The following is a 16602-nucleotide window of genomic DNA, read 5'->3' as shown; positions in this document are numbered from 1 at the left end:
ACCGTGAGCAGTAGGACGGCGAGCAGCGCTGTCAGGGCCGCCGACAGCGGCGACCACAGCAGCAACGTCACGACCAACGAGGCCCCCGACGCGCTTCCGGTGAGCAGCGTCAGGGCGATATCGAAGAGCCATTTGCCCGCGAAGACGAAGAGTCCAGTCAGTCCGATATGATCGGCGAAGAAGACCGCCTTGAGCCACGAGGCGCCAAACGCCACCAGTGCGAGGACGAGCGCCGAAGCGCCGAACGACCCGGGTGCGAGGGCATCGACCGCGAGCCCGGCCAGAAAGCCCGTGACGGCGGCGAAACCGGGCCGCATGCGCACGGCCGAGAACAGAACGGCTATGAGAAGGAAATCGACGTTGGCGCGGCCACTGAACAGCGGACGCACCGCAAAATGCGCCGTCAGCAGAAGGGCGAACCCCGTCCATGCGCGCAGCGCGCTGCCGATTCCCGACATCGGTGGCTTCGGGCGATTCACGCGCTGCTCCACCTCGTTCCCGCGATCACCGGAGTACCGGAGGAGGGCCGGTGCGCGGCGCCGCTGGCGGAACGATGACACGCGGCTTCGCGCTATCGGGGCGCGCGCGTGTGCGCACCGCACTGTCAGGGCGGGCGCGCGCGCTGTCCCCCCGCACGCTGTCGGAGGTGGTCACGCGGCGACGGGGCGCGAAGGCCAGCGTCGAATCCGCCAGCGTGTCCGCGGCGGCCTCCAGCGCGGCGCGCCTAGCACTGAGTTCATCGAACGCTGCCGCCCTCGCCAGCGAATCACCCGCCGCCGCCATGGCGCGAGCGGCGCTGTCAGCCGCGTTCACGGTCGTCCACACCCCATTGACACCGCGCTGGGCCCGCGAAGATAGCAACACGAGGACCGGGCCGATCGCCTCAGGCAGCACGGACGGTTTGACGAGGTACGTGCGCGCCCACTTCTCGGGTGTGGAAAGCTCACCAAGCACGGTACCCACGGGAATTCCACGTGGATAGGTCGAGCCAAGGCCCGAGCTCACAAGGAGCGTGCCGGGGTCGAGCTTGGCGCGAAAGGGCACCCCGCGCATCTCGAGCAACCAGCGTTCCGCTCCAGCTCCGAGGTGCGGTTGGATGATGCCGAACGCCCCTTCATCGATGCTCATCGCGCTCACTCGAAAATCCGGGTGCGCCCAGGTGATCGCGAAGCTCGTGGCGCGGTCCACGCTCTGCACCATCCCGACGAGGCCATCGGCGGTGACCACGGGAAGGAACGGCTGTACGCCCGCATCGGAGCCGGCGGCCAGAGCGAGCAAGAACTCGTCGCCGGCACCGCGAGGTGGCAACAGCTCGGCCGCCACGAATCCATCCTGCAAGCGTGCTGACAGCCCGAGCAGCTTGCGCAGCGTGCGATTCTCGTCCGCAACGGCCTGCACCCGCAATGCCTGCGTGGCAACCTGACCGCGCGTAATCAGGACCGCGTTGCGAACGAGGATCGCCGCGCGCACGGCTGACGCACGCCCTTCGAGGGCAACGAGCGGCGATAGCACGGTCGTACGCAAGGTTGCCGCGAATCCCTCACGCGTGCGCCGCGGAAGGATCAGGGCTAGTACCGCCAACAGGACGCACGCCAGCGCGAGGCCGGCGTCGACTCGCCGATCGGACCGGACGCTGCGGGCCACGGCGCAATCAGGTCGTGAGGACGGACCAGTACTTCTCCTCGTCATCGAGGATCTTGCCCGTGCCGCGCACGACGCACGTCAAAGGATCCTCGTCCACGTGGATCGGCAGTCCGGTCTCCTGGCTGAGCAAGACATCGAGACCACGGATCAAGGCGCCACCACCGGTCATCACGATGCCGCGATCCACGATGTCCGATGCGAGTTCCGGCGGCGTGATCTCGAGCGCACGTCGCACCGCATCGACGATCTGTTGAATGGGCTCCTGAATCGCTTCGCGGATCTCGCTCGAGTGGACACGCACCGTCTTCGGAATGCCCGACACGAGATCGCGACCCTTCACTTCCATCTCGCGCTCGTCACCTACGGCAAACGCCGAACCGATCTGAATCTTGATCTGCTCCGCTGTTGGCTCACCGATCAGCAGATTGTAGTTCTTGCGCATGAACTGTACGATGCTGATGTCGAGTTCGTCGCCACCGGTACGGATCGACGTATCACTCACGATGCCGGACAGCGCGATCACGGCGATCTCCGTCGTCCCGCCGCCGATGTCGATCACCATGTTGCCCGTGGGTGATTCAACCGGAAGTCCAACGCCGATGGCGGCCGCCATGGGCTCCGTCACCATGAAGACTTCCTTCGCGCCCGCTCCCAGCGCAGAGTCGCGCACCGCACGCTTCTCCACTTCGGTAATTCCCGATGGCACGCAGACGATCACGCGCGGTTTCACCTTGAATACATGCTTATCGATCACGAGCGTGAGGAAATAGCGAAGCATCTTCTCCGTCACGTCGAAGTCGGCGATGACGCCGTCTTTCATGGGCCGGACGGCCATGATGCCGTCGGGGGTCCGACCGAGCATGCGCTTCGCTTCCAGACCAACACCCTTCAGCTTCTTCGTCTCGCGATCGAGTGCGACGACCGAGGGCTCGTTCAGTACGATCCCCTCACCCTTCACGTAAATCAGGGTGTTGGCGGTGCCGAGATCGACAGCGATCGCATTCGCCGGAAAGAACGAGTTGGACTTATTGAAGGGCCAGAACATCCAGGTATGTGCTCGACGGCGCATGGCGCCGGGAAAGGGCCTGCTGCAGTAGCAGTGAACGGTAAGGTACGTGTGCGCCAGATGAGTTACAAGCCGTTGCCGCAGCGTCACCTAGCGCACGTGACCCGATCTGGGCTGGAAACGACGGAGGCCACCGGACACGGGTTCCGATGGCCTCTGAACGTCCCGCGGGTCAGCTCAGCCGATGAACGTCGCCGGGTCGGCGCAGGCCATCCCGAAGGCATCGGAGACGCCCTGGTAGGTGAGCTGGCCGTCCGTCATGTTGAGCCCCTTGAGGAGCGCGCTGTTCTCGCGGAGTGCCCGCTTCCACCCCTTGTTGGCCAGCAGCAACGTGTACGGTAGCGTCGCGTTCGTCAGGGCCAGGGTCGAGGTGCGCGGTACCGCGCCCGGCATGTTTGCGACCCCGTAGTGGATGATGCCGTCCACGGTGTACGTCGGATTCTCGTGCGTCGTCGGATGGATCGTCTCGACGCAGCCCCCTTGGTCGACCGCCACGTCGACGATCACTGCCCCGGGACGCATACGCGAGAGGTCTTCGCGACGTACCAGCTTCGGTGCCTTGGCCCCGGGAATGAGCACGCCGCCGATCACCAAGTCGCAGGTGCTGATCTGCTCCAGGATGTTGTGACGGTTCGAGTGCACGAGCTGCACATTGGCCGGCATCACGTCCGAGAGGTAGCGCAAGCGCTCGAGCGACAGGTCGAGCACCACGACCTTGGCGCCGAGACCCGCCGCCATCTTGGCCGCGTTCACGCCCACGATGCCGCCGCCAAGAATCACGACCTTGGCGGGTGCCACACCGGGAACGCCGCCAAGCAACACGCCACGACCGCCGTAGAGCTTCTCGAGGTACTTGGCGCCTTCCTGGACCGCCATGCGGCCTGCCACCTCGGACATCGGGATCAGCAGCGGGAGATCCCGGTTCGGCAGCTCGACCGTTTCGTACGCGATGCACGTCGCGCCACTGGCCAGATGCGCCTTGGTGAGGGTCTCATCGGCCGCGAAATGGAAATAGGTAAAGAGTGTCAGATCGCGACGCAGGAAGCCCCACTCCTGCTGGATCGGCTCCTTCACCTTCAACAACAGCTCCGCCTTGCCCCACGCGGTGGCGGCGTCAGGCACGATCTCGGCCCCGACGGCGCGGTAGGCGTCGTCATCGAAGCCGCTGCCGATACCAGCACCCGTTTCGATGAAGACCTGATGGCCAGATGCCGTCAGCGCTTCCGCGCCAGCCGGGACAAGCGCCACTCGATTTTCGTTGGTTTTGATCTCTTTGGGTACACCGATGCGCATGGTCGCAATCTCCGGCTGAGGTGAGACGTCAGCGTACGGCTTTGGGGCCGAGGCTGACAAGAATCTGTCGATCGGGATCGAAGAACTCGCGCGCGACTTCGCGCACCTGCTCCAAGTCGATAGCGTCAACGAGCCCTTTGAGCTCGTCGATGCTGCGGTACGGTTCTCCGTACAACGCCGTGAGCGCCGCCCGATACATGCGCGACGACACGCCTTCCATGGATAACACGAGCTGTCCGCGCAACTGCCGCTTGCCGGCAGCGAGGTCGGCCTCAGAGAGGCCATTCATTGACACGTCGCGCAGCACGTCACGCACGGCATCCAGGGCCTCCTGCGCCGTCTCCGGCGCACTGGCGAGGTACACGCCGTGTGCTCCGGTATCGGCGTAGGAGCTGCTGAACGTCTGCACGCTGTACGCGAGTCCCAGCTCTTCGCGCACTTTTTGAAACAGTCGCGAGCTCATGCCGCCGCCGATGAGCATGTCGAGCAGCGCGAAGGCATACCGCCGCGTGTCACCGAAGGCGATCCCCTGCCCTCCCAGCACGACGTGGGTCTGAGCGATGTCCTTCCGTGACACATGCTCGGCGTGCGGGCCGGCGGCCTCGACCGGATCGAGCGCAAACGGCGTCATGTCGCCGCGCGCACGCGTGCTCCACCCGGTGCTCTGCAGGACGTCGAGCAGTTGGTCGTGTTCCACGCGACCGGATGCCGCCACCACCAGACGGCCCGGGTGGTACGCACGCTCGTGCAGATCGTGCAGATCGGCCACCGAGAGTGCCTTCACCGTGGCGCGTGTGCCAAGGATGGGGAAGCCATGCGGATGCTCACCCCAGACGGCCCGGTTGTGCACGTCGAAGATGATGTCGTCGGGAGTATCGTCGACCATGCTGATCTCCTCGAGAATCACCTTCCGCTCGAGGGCCAGATCGGCCTGACGCAACAAGGGCTCGAAGATCAACTCCCCGATGACCGATGCGGCCTCGGGAAGATGCTCATCGAGCACTCGCGCCTGATACGACGTGTGTTCCCGCTCGGTGTAGGCATCGAGTGACCCCCCGAGGGTTTCCAGCGCAAGCGCGATCTGCTGGGCGCTGCGCGTACGCGTCCCCTTGAACACCATATGCTCGAGCAGATGAGACACCCCCATCTGTTCGGGTCGCTCATGTAGCGTCGCCGCGCGGACCCACGCCCCGAAAGCAACCGACCGCGCTCCCGGAACGGATTCCGAGAGCACGGTCAGTCCATTGGGCAGATCTGTACGGCGCAACGTGGGCGCCGGAGCGCCCGTCGAGTTAGCGCCGATCGCGACCGCCACCACCGCTCCGGCCACCGCGGCCACCACGATCGCCACCATCATCACGACGCGGCGGGCGCTCGCCCGGCGTTTCCTCCGGCATGCCTTCGGGGCGCGGGAGCAGCGCCTTCATGGACAGGCGGAGTCGTCCACGCTCATCGCGATCGACCAGCTTGACGGTGACGCGATCGCCCTTCTTGACCACGTCTTCCGGCTTTTCCACGCGTTCCCACTTCATCTCGGAGACGTGCAGCAACGCCTCGGTGCCCGGCATGATCTCGATGAACGCGCCGAACGCCGTCACGGTCTTGACCGTGCCCTCGTACGTCTCGCCGACCACCGCCTCGGCGGTCATGCCTTCCACCATCTTGCGCGCGCGCTCCATCGATTCGGCACCGACGGCGGCGATCGTCACCGTCCCATCGTCGTCGACCGTAAGCTCAGCACCCGTTTCTTCCTGAATGCCACGAATGTTCTTGCCCTTCGGTCCGATGAGCTCGCCGATCTTGTCGACCGGGATCTGCACCGTCACGATCCGCGGCGCGTACTTCGAGAGGTCGCCACGCGGCGCAGCGAGCGCCTTATCCATCTCGGCGAGGATGTGCAGGCGGCCTTCCTTGGCCTGCAGCAGCGCCTCTTCCATGATCTTGAGGTCAAGCCCCTCGATCTTGATGTCCATCTGGATAGACGTGATGCCGTCCTTCGTTCCCGCGACCTTGAAGTCCATGTCGCCGAGATGGTCTTCGGTGCCGAGGATGTCGGTCAGGATGGCGTACTGGTTGCCTTCCTTGATCAGACCCATCGCCACGCCGGCGACGGCCGCCTTCATGGGCACGCCGGCATCGAACAGGGCGAGCGAGCCGCCGCACACCGACGCCATCGACGAGGAACCGTTCGACTCGAGGACTTCCGAGACAATTCGGATCGTGTACGGGAAATCAGCGAAGTCGGGGAGCACGCCCTGCAACGCACGCTCGGCCAGATTACCGTGACCGATCTCGCGACGGCTGGTGCCGCGCATCGGGCGCACTTCGCCGGTAGAGAACGGCGGGAAATTGTAGTGCAGCATAAACGAGCGCGTGGTCTCACCGGGCTCGTTGATCGTGTCGAGACGCTGCGCGTCTTTCGCGGTGCCGAGCGTCGCGGCGACGAGCGCCTGCGTCTGGCCGCGCGTAAAGAGCGACGAGCCATGGGCACGTGGCAGCACGCCGTTGTCGATGCTGATACCGCGCACTTCGGCGGGCTTGCGGCCGTCGACGCGCAAATTCGTAGTCAGCACCTGAGCGCGCAGTTCGTTGTACTCGACATCACCCAGGACATTGTGAATGTCCTTCGCGTTGTCGGGGAACTCGACAAGCAGCTCGGCCGCCGCTTCCTTCTTGACCTTTTCGATCGCTTCGATGCGCGTGTGCTTGTCCTTCTGATTCAACGCCTCGCGAATGCGACCCGATGCGTGCGCTTTCGTGCGGGTGATGACGGCGTCGGGCGACTCCGTCTTCGTCCACGACATCTTGGACACCTGCACCTTGGCCAGCAATTCGTTCTGCATCGCAATGAGCTCACGGATGCCATCGTGCGAGAGGCGTAGTGACTCGAGGACGTCGGATTCCGACACTTCGAGCGCACCACCTTCAACCATCACGATGGAGTCCTGCGAACCAGCGACGATCAACTCCATGTCGGAGAAGGCCAGCTGCTGGAACGTCGGGTTCAGTACCCAGTGCCCCTGCACGCGACCCACCCGCACGCCACCGATCGGCCCCATGAACGGGATCTTCGAGGCGTTCAGCGCAAACGACGTCGCGAGCAGGGCCAGCACGTCGGCGTCGTTCTCCTGATCGGCCGAGATGACGTAGACGAAGACCTGCACTTCGTTCTTGAAGCCTTCCGGGAACAGGGGACGGATCGAGCGGTCGATGATGCGGCACGCCAGGATCTCGTGATCGTGGGGACGCCCCTCACGCTTGATGAAGCCGCCGGGAATCTTACCAGCGGCGTACGTCTTCTCCTTGTACTCGACGGTCAAGGGGAAGAAGGGGAGCGGACTCTGGTTCTCGCTCACGGTAACGGCGGCGAGAACCATGGTCTCGCCGAATTGGACGATCGCGGAACCCGCCGCCTGCTTCGCCATACGACCGGTCTCGATGACCAGGGGGCGACCGGCGAACGTCCGCTCGATTCGATGCATCATCTGCTGAATAGCCTCATGAGAACGCAAATCGCGCGGGAGGCATGACTGCCCCCGCGCGACGACATGGCGTGGTCCGACTTAGTATCGGAGACCAAGGTCCTGCACGAGCGTGCGATACTGCTGCACGTCCGTACGCTTCAAATAGTCGAGCAGGCGGCGACGCTTGCCCACCATCTTGAGTAGCCCGCGACGACCATGATGGTCCTTCGCGTGCGTACGAAAGTGTCCCGTGAGGTAGTTGATGCGATCCGTGAGGATGGCAATCTGAACCCGGGTCGATCCGGTGTCCACATCGTGGGACCGGTACTTGTCGATCGTGAGTGCCTTATCGAACGCCATCGTCGTGATATTCTCAGCGCGTGTCGTGCGCAGCCTTTTGTGCGCGCAATAGTAGGAAGCACAAAAGCTTAGTCCGTCGTGCCCCGTCTGTAAAGGACCCAGAGGCGCCAAACCGTCATTTCGGGCAAACAATCGGGGAATAACGGGTCACCAGGCGCCTCGGTCCGGGGGCGTCCACTGGAGTCTACGAAGCGCTCGCCCCGGATGCTGAGCTCCCGGTCACCCTCGAAATCCACGCCTCGCGCGCAATCACTTCGTGAAGAGGTTGCGCACGTCGTTGAACGTGACGAGCACGATCAACGCGAGTACGGCCAGCACGCCAACCCGGGCGAATCCCTCGCGCACTCCAGCGCTGAACGCGCTGCCCTTTACGCGTTCCGCGAGCACCAGGAGAATCTGCCCACCGTCGAGGACCGGGATCGGCACGAGATTCAGGATCGCGATGTTGAGACTGAGAAAGGCGATCAGCGACCAAAGGGTCTCCGAGCCGCGCTTGGCCGCCTGCACTGAGGTGCGCGCGATCTGAATCGGCCCGCCGAGGTTCTTGGCCGACACCTGCCCCGAGGCCAACCCGCCGAGTACCGACGCGACGCTCTTCGCCATCCGCCAGGTCGCAAGCCCTCCCGCCGACATCGCGCCAACGAGGTTCAACTTCTCATTCACGGTGGACGCGCGCACTTGAATGCCGATCCGCCCGACGGTCTTCTTGGCTCCAGTCACGGGATCATCGATTTCCGCCACCTGTGGCGTCAGATCCCTCGAAAAACGGGTGTCGCCGCGCTGCACCTCGACGCGCAGCGTGCCGCTCGTCACTGGGGCGACTTCGTCGAGCAACTCGTCCCAGGCGCGGATCGGACGCCCATTTATCCCGACGATGCGATCACCGCCCGTGAGGCCGGCCACCGCGGCCGGAGCTCCGGGCACGACCGAATCGATGACGGCCGGAATGTAGGTGTTCCCGGCGCGATAGTAGATGCCAGTGGAGACGACCAGCGTTAGCACGATGTTCATGAGCACGCCGGCCGACAAGATGAAGATGCGGGCCGACGTCGACTTGTTTTCGACCCAGCGGTCGGCCGGTACGGCCTTCGGGCCAAACGGCGCCATCGACTGATCATCCCAGAGGGCTGGTGATACATCGGCGGGACGCTCGACGGCAGCGCCGAGTGTACCGCGCTCGCTGCCTCCTTCGATGCCAGCCATCGATTCGTCGTCTCGGCTGGCCATCCGGACGAATCCGCCGAGCGGGATCAGTGAGACGCGGTAATCCGTCTCGCCGCGGCGTACGCCGAAGAGCCGACTACCCCACCCTAACGAAAAAACGGGGGCGTACACGCCCGTCAGTTTTGCGGCCAAAAAATGCCCGAGCTCGTGCACAAACACGACGAGTCCGAAGACCAGCAACGGCGCGATGTACGGTGTGATCGAGAACATCAGTATCGGTACCCCACCTGGGCATTCACGTGGTCGCGCGCCGCGGCATCCGCTCGAAGCAGATCTTCGAGGGCGGTGCCGGGCGCGCCGGCAAACTGCTGCAGCGCGGCCGACACGCGCTCGGCTATTCCCGAGAAGCTCAGTCGGCCAGCCAGAAAATGTGCGACAGCGACCTCGTTAGCCGCGTTGAAAACGGCTGGTGCTGCCCCTCCACGGCGCCCCGCATCAATGCCGAGCTGCAGCATGGGGAAATCTCTGTAGCGCACGGTTTCGAAGCTCAGACCGCCAAGCGCGACCGGGTCAAACGATGGTACGCCGGAGTCGGGCACGCGTTCCGGATACGTCAGGGCGTATAGAATTGGCAGTTCCATGGACGGCGCCCCCATTTGTGCCAGGACGCTGCCATCCACGAACTCCACGAACGAGTGGATGATGCTCTGCGGGTGCACCACGACATCGATCCGGTCATACGGCACCCCGAACAGATGGTGCGCCTCGATCACCTCGAGCGCCTTGTTCGCGAGGGTGGCGCTGTCGATGGTGATCTTGCTGCCCATCTGCCACGTGGGATGCTTCAATGCATCCGCGACGGTTGCGGCGGCGATCCGGTCGGCCGGCCACGTGCGGAAGGGCCCACCGGAGGCCGTGAGCACCAGCCGCCTTACTTCGTGCGGCTGCCGACCGGCCAGGCACTGCAGAATGGCCGAATGCTCGCTATCCACTGGTACCAACTCGCCACCGTGTCGCCGCGCTGTTTCCGTGACGATCGCGCCCGCCACCACGAGCGTCTCCTTGTTCGCCAAGGCCACGCGCTTTCCCATCCGGAGCGCCGCGAGGGTGGCCGGCAAACCGGCCGCCCCCACCACGGCATTGATCACAATCGGTGCATCGGGATGCGTCGCAGCGGCCACGAGGCATTCGGGCCCGCCCCCCCATCCCTGAGGCGCGTCGGCGTGCGGCTGAACCAGTCCCACGAACGCCGGCATCCATGCGGCCACCTGCTCGGTGAGCGCGGCCACGTTTCCATTGGCGGTAAGTGCCACCGGCGTGAATCGCTCACGCTGCCGCGACAGCACGCGCAATGCGCTCGTGCCGATCGATCCCGTCGATCCGAGGATTGCCACGCCGGCGGGCTTCACTGTCATTGCACCTGCTCCGTGCGTGTCCGTCATGACCCCGGTGCCGGTAGCAGCAACGCATAGTACAGCGCGTACGTCACGGGAAGCACAAAGAACAAAGAGTCGAGCCGATCGAGCACGCCACCATGTCCGGGAAACAGCGCACCGCTGTCTTTCATTCCCGCTTCGCGCTTGAGCAGCGATTCCGTGAGATCCCCGATCTGCGCCACCACACTGACGCACACGGCGAACACGATGAGGCCGGTCGGGCTGAACGCCAACTGCGCGTACGGCCTCAGCAGATAGTGCACGAAGGCCGCACAGGTCGCCACGGTCGTGACCACAGCGCCGATCGCTCCCGCGATTGTCTTGGCCGGACTCACGGACGGCATCAGCTTAGGTCCGCCGACGAACCGACCCGTGAAGTAGGCGCCGGTATCGCTGGCCCAGGTGAGCACGATGGGCATGATCACCACCAGTGCCCCGGCCGTGTCGCCAACGGCGTACCCGAAGTATCGCAATGCGTAGACGTAGCTGAGCGTCCCGCCGGTGTACAGCGCACCGAAGATCGTGGTGGACGCCGCGCCGAGGGGCTTGCCGTCGACTCCGCGCGTCCAGATCGAGATCGCGAGCACGAACAGCGGCACCAAGATCCAGACAACAAGCGGCAGCGCAAACACCCCGAGGTGCTGCGCATGGACGGCCAGCGGGATCAACGCCGACAGCACGACCCCGACGGTACTCATCGGAGTAGTGCCACCCTCACGGGCCATCCGATAGTACTCCCACGCGGCGACGCCGGACAGCGCCCCCGCGAACGTGGCGAGTGGCGCGCCACCTAGCCAGATGATCCCGAGCGCGATCGGCGCTCCAATGATGGCGACTACGGCACGCCTGGTGAGTTCGTTCACGCGAGCTGGGAAGAGAGGCATGGCAAGCGCATTCGCCGGTCCTTCCGGTGTCGCACTCCCTGGATCATCACGTACGGACGCGCCCGAATCGCCGATCACGATGCTGAAAATCGTTGATAGCGTCGTACAAGGCCGCCCGCCCGAAGTCGGGCCAGAGGACGCTCGAGATGAACAACTCGGCGTAGGCGACCTGCCACAACAGGAAGTTCGAGAGCCGCTGTTCGCCCGACGTTCGGATCAGCAAATCGGGGTCGGGGCACTCGGCCGTGAACAACCGCGCCCGGAACTCGTCCTCGGTGATCGCGTCAGGCGCCAGCCGTCCCGCCTGCACCTCTACAGCGAGGAGGCGGGCGGCCCGCACCAACTCGGCACGGCCGCCATACGAGATAAACAGGTTGAGTCCAAGCCGCGTTCCGGTCTCGGTCATGCGCATGACGCGCTGCACGGCGGCGGAGGCCGGGCCACTCAACCGCTCGAGGTCACCGTGAACGCGAACCCGAACGCCCTGCTTGTGCAGGTCGTCCACCTCTCCGGCGATGAACTCCTCCAGCAGCGACATGAGCGCCGACACTTCGCTTTCGGGCCGCTGCCAGTTCTCCTGAGAGAACGCGAACAGCGACAGCCACTCAACCCCTGACTCGAGACATCCCTCGACCACCGCTCGCACGGCCTTCATGCCGGATCGATGGCCAAACGGACGGGGCATGTGACGTTCACGCGCCCAGCGGCCGTTGCCGTCCATGATGATCGCGATGTGCCGCGGTACCGCACCATGCACGCGAATGCGCGCCAGCAGATCCGATTCGGTGTCAGCCATGGAGGGCGAGGACGGTAGGCATACCAGCGAGCGGTCCGCAGCGCCGACTCAAACCTCCATGATCTCGGCTTCCTTCGTCTTCAGCAGGGCCTCGAGCTTCCCGATGCTGTCGTCGTGCGCCTTCTGGAGGTCCTTCTCCGCGTGCTTCTTGTCATCCTCGGAGACGCCATCCAGCTTCTTGACCTTGTCACGCGCATCCGTGCGCGCATGACGGATCGCGATGCGGCCATCCTCCGCCAGTTTGCTCAACACCTTGACGAGCTCCTTGCGACGCTGCTCGTTCATTGAAGGCAGCGGCACGCGGATGACGCCGCCCTGATGCGCCGGATCGAGGCCAAGTTCCGATTCCCGGATCGCCTTCTCGATCACTTTCGCCTGCCCCTTGTCGAACGGCGTCACCAGGAGGATCCGTGGTTCGGGGGCCGAGACCTGGGCGACCTGGTTCAGCGGTACGAGCGAGCCGTACGCTTCTACCTTGATCGTGTCCAGCATGCTGGGCGAGGCCTTGCCCGTGCGAATGCCGGCGAAGTCTCGCTTCGAGGCCTCGAGCGCCTTCTCCATGCCGCTCTTGGTGTCCTTCAGAATCTGGGCGATAGTGCTCATGAAACCAGTGTCCCCACGCGTTCGCCGTTGATGGCGCGTGCGATCGCGCCCGGCGTGTGAAGGTTCAGCACGATCAGTGGCAACTGATTCTCTTTGCACAGCGTGATGGCCGTCTGGTCCATGACGCGGAGCTCTTCGAGCATCACATCGCGATAGCTGATCGACTCGTACATCGTGGCGTTCGGATCCTTCTTCGGGTCGGCAGAATACACGCCGTCGACACTGGTGGCCTTGATGATGACATCCGCCTTCATCTGAATCGCCCGCAGCACCGCCGCCGTGTCCGTCGAAAAATACGGATTCCCCGTCCCGGCAGCAAAGATAACCGTCCGCCCCTTCTCGAAATGGCGCAGTGCGCGCCGGCGAATGTAGGGCTCGGCTAACTCTTCCATGCGAATCGCAGTCATGACCCGCGTGTCGAGCCCCTTCTTCTCAAGCACATCCTGCATCGCCATCGCGTTGATGACCGTGCCGAGCATGCCCATGTAGTCGGCGCCGACACGATCCATTCCCATTTGGGAAAGCTGCGTGCCGCGCACGATGTTCCCCCCTCCGATGACCAACCCGAGCTGCACGCCCATGCGCGCCACCTCGACGATTTGGTCAGCGAAGGTGCCAATCCGATCAAAATCAAACCCGACGCCGCGCTCTCCGGCGAGTGCTTCGCCGGAGAGTTTAAGGAGGATGCGCGTGTAGCGCTTGTCCGTGGCGCCCACGGCGCTCACTCGGCCCCGAGCTGCAAGCGGGCGAAACGGTCGACGGTGATCGTCCCGCCAGCGCGGTCGGCGTGGTCCTTGACCAGCGCGGCGATCGTGATGGCCGGATCGCGAACCCACGCCTGCGGAAGCAACGTGACGTCCTTGAGGAACGCTTCGATCTTGCCGGTCGCGATCTTCTCGATCATTGCCTCCGGCTTACCCGTTTCACGCGCCTGCTCTTCGGCGATGCGCTTCTCGCTCTCGATCTTGTCGGCAGGGACACCGTTGCGATCGACCGCAAGCGGCGCCGCCGCGGCGATGTGCTCGGCGATGAACTTGACCAGCTGCAGGGTCGACTCGTGCGCCGCGGCTTCCGGCGTGGACGCGGTTACCTGCACCAGGGTTGCGAGCTTGCCATTATGGTGGCGATACATGCCGACCACCCCGTTCAGGCCGGCATCGAAGCGCGCGACGTGCTTCACGTTGACAGCTTCGCCGGTCTTGGACGATGCGATCTTGACGAACTCGGCAACCGTTTGCGACGGGTCGGCCGCAAACGGTTCGGCGAGGAACGTGTCAACATCGGCGGCCATGGAGTGCACCCGCTGCGCGACGAGTTGGGCCACGACCTTGCCGAAATCCTCGTTACGCGCGACGAAGTCCGTCTCGCACGCCACCTCGACCAGCACACCGGCGCGCCCGTCGTTGAAGATCTCGCCGCCGATGATTCCTTCGCTCGTGGAGCGATCGGCCCGCTTCTCGGCCTTCGCGATGCCCTTCTTGCGCAGGTACTCGACGGAGGCGTCCATATCGCCACCGTTCTCCTCGAGTGCCTTCTTGCAATCCATCATGCCGGCGCCGGTGCGCTGGCGGAGTTCCGAAACAGCCTTCGCGGTGATCACCGTGGTCATCTTCGAGCCCTGTATTTGCTGAGTGTCCGTATCTGCGATGGGGAGGTACTGCGAACCGTGCCGAGCTACTGCGTACGAACGCCGCCGGTGTTGAGCCGGCGGCGTCGCGGTGCTGCGGTGGAAGCCTGAGCGAGCGGTCAGGGCATCGACCGTACGTTACTCCTGTCCGGCCGACTCGGCTCCTGCCTCGCCAGCGTCGCCAGCGGCTTCCGGGGCGGCGCTCTCGGCGACCGAGCCCTCCGCCGCCGTACCCTCGCTTCCCGGCTTCAGGCGGGCGGCGATGGCCTCCGGCTTGGCGCGGCGGCGACGCGGCCGATTGCCGGCACCACCACCTGCTCCGCCACCCTGTCCGCCGCGATCTCCACCCTGGCCGCCCCGATCTCCACCGCGACCCCCACGCTCACCACGACCCGCCGGCTCCGTGCCGCGGTCGCTCGAGAACGTGTAGCTCTCCTGCTCTTCGTCGCTCGGACGGGCAGGCGCCTCACGGCGCGCCTCGTCAATCGTATCCGAAATCACTTTGGCGATCAACTCGACCGACCGGATGGCATCGTCGTTGCCGGCGATGGGCACCGTGATCAAATCGGGATCGGCGTTGGTGTCCACGATGGCGACGATGGGCACGCCAAGCTTGTTGGCTTCGGAGACCGCAATGCGCTCCTTCTTCGAGTCGATGATGAAGAGCAGCCCCGGGAGGCGGTTCATCGTCTTGATACCCGAGAGGTACTTGCCGAGCTTCTCGCGCTGACGCGACATGAGAAGCTGTTCCTTCTTGGTGTAGTTCGCGAGCGTCCCGTCTTCCGTGCCAGCCTCGAGGTCCTTGAGCTTCTTGACCTGCTTCTTGACCGTCTGGAAGTTCGTCAGCATGCCGCCGAGCCAACGCTCGGTTACAAACATGCCGCCGCAGCGCTCGGCCTCGGCCTTCACGATGGCGGCGAGCTGCCGCTTGGTGCAGACGAACAGCACGTTCTCACCACGCAACACGACCTCACGGACGAGCTTCTGCGCCAGTTCGATCTGGCGGAGCGTCTTCTGCAGGTCGATGATATGAATGCCGTTGCGCTCGGCGAAAATGAACCGGCGCATCTTGGGGTTCCAACGACGGGTCTGGTGCCCGAAGTGAACGCCCGCGGCGAGCAGCTGCTCGAGGGACGGAGTCGTCATGTGTAGAGTGCTTTGAGGTTTTGGTAATCGTCCGCTGTCGTCACGGCCGGCTGCGACCGGCTCCCGAAGGAGTCCGGTACCCGCAGCCAACTCGGACAGCGTGAGAGATACGCAGGACGGCGCGGCGAACCGCGTCGACTAGCGCTTGGAGAACTGGAACCGCTTACGGGCGCCAGCACGGCCCGGCTTCTTGCGCTCGACTTCACGCGCGTCACGCGTCATGAGGCCGTACTCGCGAAGCTTCTTCTTGTTGCTCTCGTCGATCTTGACGAGCGCACGGGCGATCGCGAGGCGCACCGCGCCCGCCTGACCCGCCACACCACCACCGTCGAGCACGGCCTTGATGTCGTACTTACCGAGCGTGTCGGTCAGCGTGAACGGCTGCTGAATCGCCGAGACGAGCGTCGGACGCGGGAAGTACTCCCCGAGCGTCCGGCCGTTCACGTCCCACTTGCCCGAACCCGGCGTCATGTACATGCGGCACACCGCACGCTTCCGACGTCCGATGGTCTGAATCTGCTCTGACATTACTTGGCCTCGGCGGAGGAGAACGAAAGCGTCGTCGGCACCTGCGCGACGTGCGTATGCTCGGCACCGGCGAACACGCGCAGCTTACGGCGCAGCACCTGACGGCCCAACGCCGTCTTGGGGAGCATGCCGTACACGGCCTTCTCGATCACGCGCTCCGGATGCTTCGCCAACACCGAGGCAAAGGGCGTGTGCTTCTCGTGGCCCATGTAGCCGGTGTGGCTGAAGTAGGTCTTCTGCTCGGCCTTGCGACCGGTCACCTGGACCTTCGACGCATTGATCACGATGACGAAGTCACCCGTGTCCATGTGTGGCGTGTACATGGGCTTATGCTTGCCGCGGATGATCTTCGCGACTTCCGACGCGAGACGGCCCAGGACCATTCCTTCCGCGTCGACGATGTACCACCGACGGTCGATATCCTTCGGGGTCGCGCTGTAGGTCTTCATGCTAACGTGATCCGTGCGTGATTCGGAGACGCCACCAGAGGCGCTCAGAAAGAGATAAAGGAACTACGACGAGAAAGCAGGACTACTGACTACGAAATCGCCCGGAAAACGGGACAGACCCGTAGGTTACTCAGCATTGAAG

Annotated in this window: 17 protein-coding genes; all 17 read right to left on the bottom strand. The window is 64.4% G+C overall.

Translation table 11 applies throughout. The features are described from left to right. Positions 1-479: rod shape-determining protein MreD (gene mreD, locus ACIRA7_RS00775; protein ID WP_396218875.1), on the bottom strand; the 479-nt coding region annotated here is incomplete at its 3' end. Positions 480-504: 25 nt separating this feature from the next. Next, complete coding sequence (mreC, locus tag ACIRA7_RS00770) at positions 505-1512, bottom strand: rod shape-determining protein MreC (protein ID WP_396218874.1); 1008 nt, start codon at positions 1510-1512, stop codon at positions 505-507. A 139-nt stretch (positions 1513-1651) separates the two neighbouring features. Continuing rightward, positions 1652-2689 carry a rod shape-determining protein gene (locus ACIRA7_RS00765; RefSeq protein WP_396218880.1) on the bottom strand — a complete coding sequence of 346 codons (1038 nt, stop codon included), beginning with the start codon at positions 2687-2689 and terminating at the stop codon, positions 1652-1654. A 198-nt stretch (positions 2690-2887) separates the two neighbouring features. Beyond that, entirely contained in the window at positions 2888-4003 is a 1116-nt protein-coding gene (gene ald / locus ACIRA7_RS00760; protein WP_396218873.1) for an alanine dehydrogenase, read from the bottom strand. A 28-nt stretch (positions 4004-4031) separates the two neighbouring features. After that, positions 4032-5357 (bottom strand): M16 family metallopeptidase, encoded by a 1326-nt coding sequence (locus tag ACIRA7_RS00755; protein WP_396218879.1) that lies wholly within the window; start codon positions 5355-5357, stop codon positions 4032-4034. Continuing rightward, positions 5296-7485: a polyribonucleotide nucleotidyltransferase gene (locus tag ACIRA7_RS00750; RefSeq protein WP_396218878.1), complete on the bottom strand. Its 2190-nt coding sequence runs from the start codon at positions 7483-7485 to the stop codon at positions 5296-5298. Before ACIRA7_RS00750 ends, ACIRA7_RS00755 begins: the two co-directional genes overlap by 62 nt. An 81-nt stretch (positions 7486-7566) precedes the next feature. Further along, the gene (gene rpsO / locus ACIRA7_RS00745) at positions 7567-7827 is read right to left on the bottom strand and encodes a 30S ribosomal protein S15 (RefSeq protein WP_171224380.1); all 261 of its coding nucleotides are present in this window, start codon (positions 7825-7827) and stop codon (positions 7567-7569) included. Positions 7828-8076: 249 nt separating this feature from the next. Continuing rightward, on the bottom strand, positions 8077-9261 hold the full coding sequence (gene rseP, locus ACIRA7_RS00740) for an RIP metalloprotease RseP (RefSeq protein ID WP_396218872.1): 1185 nt from the start codon (positions 9259-9261) through the stop codon (positions 8077-8079). Further along, positions 9261-10406 (bottom strand): 1-deoxy-D-xylulose-5-phosphate reductoisomerase, encoded by a 1146-nt coding sequence (gene dxr, locus ACIRA7_RS00735; protein WP_396218871.1) that lies wholly within the window; start codon positions 10404-10406, stop codon positions 9261-9263. Before dxr ends, rseP begins: the two co-directional genes overlap by 1 nt. Positions 10407-10429: 23 nt before the next feature. Then, a complete protein-coding gene (locus tag ACIRA7_RS00730; protein WP_396218870.1) occupies positions 10430-11311 on the bottom strand; it encodes a phosphatidate cytidylyltransferase in 882 nt (293 codons plus the stop codon). A 46-nt stretch (positions 11312-11357) separates the two neighbouring features. After that, positions 11358-12107: an isoprenyl transferase gene (locus tag ACIRA7_RS00725; RefSeq protein ID WP_396218869.1), complete on the bottom strand. Its 750-nt coding sequence runs from the start codon at positions 12105-12107 to the stop codon at positions 11358-11360. Between the two features lie 48 nt (positions 12108-12155). Continuing rightward, positions 12156-12710 (bottom strand): ribosome recycling factor, encoded by a 555-nt coding sequence (gene frr, locus ACIRA7_RS00720; protein WP_396218868.1) that lies wholly within the window; start codon positions 12708-12710, stop codon positions 12156-12158. Beyond that, positions 12707-13426 carry a UMP kinase gene (gene pyrH, locus ACIRA7_RS00715; RefSeq protein WP_396218867.1) on the bottom strand — a complete coding sequence of 240 codons (720 nt, stop codon included), beginning with the start codon at positions 13424-13426 and terminating at the stop codon, positions 12707-12709. Before pyrH ends, frr begins: the two co-directional genes overlap by 4 nt. Before the next feature lie 5 nt (positions 13427-13431). Beyond that, positions 13432-14319 carry a translation elongation factor Ts gene (gene tsf, locus ACIRA7_RS00710; protein WP_396218866.1) on the bottom strand — a complete coding sequence of 296 codons (888 nt, stop codon included), beginning with the start codon at positions 14317-14319 and terminating at the stop codon, positions 13432-13434. A 156-nt stretch (positions 14320-14475) separates the two neighbouring features. Beyond that, positions 14476-15483, bottom strand: coding sequence for a 30S ribosomal protein S2 (gene rpsB, locus ACIRA7_RS00705; RefSeq protein WP_396218865.1), 1008 nt, complete (start codon positions 15481-15483; stop codon positions 14476-14478). 138 nt (positions 15484-15621) lie between these two features. Beyond that, a complete protein-coding gene (gene rpsI / locus ACIRA7_RS00700; RefSeq protein WP_309673199.1) occupies positions 15622-16011 on the bottom strand; it encodes a 30S ribosomal protein S9 in 390 nt (129 codons plus the stop codon). Next, complete coding sequence (rplM, locus tag ACIRA7_RS00695; RefSeq protein WP_396218864.1) at positions 16011-16460, bottom strand: 50S ribosomal protein L13; 450 nt, start codon at positions 16458-16460, stop codon at positions 16011-16013. Before rplM ends, rpsI begins: the two co-directional genes overlap by 1 nt. Positions 16461-16602 lie beyond the last annotated feature (142 nt).

The sequence above is a fragment of the Gemmatimonas sp. genome, from assembly GCF_044376735.1.
Taxonomy (GTDB): Bacteria; Gemmatimonadota; Gemmatimonadetes; order Gemmatimonadales; family Gemmatimonadaceae; genus Gemmatimonas.
Note: the sequence above shows the minus strand (reverse complement) of the source record. Positions and strands in the feature narration are given on the sequence as shown.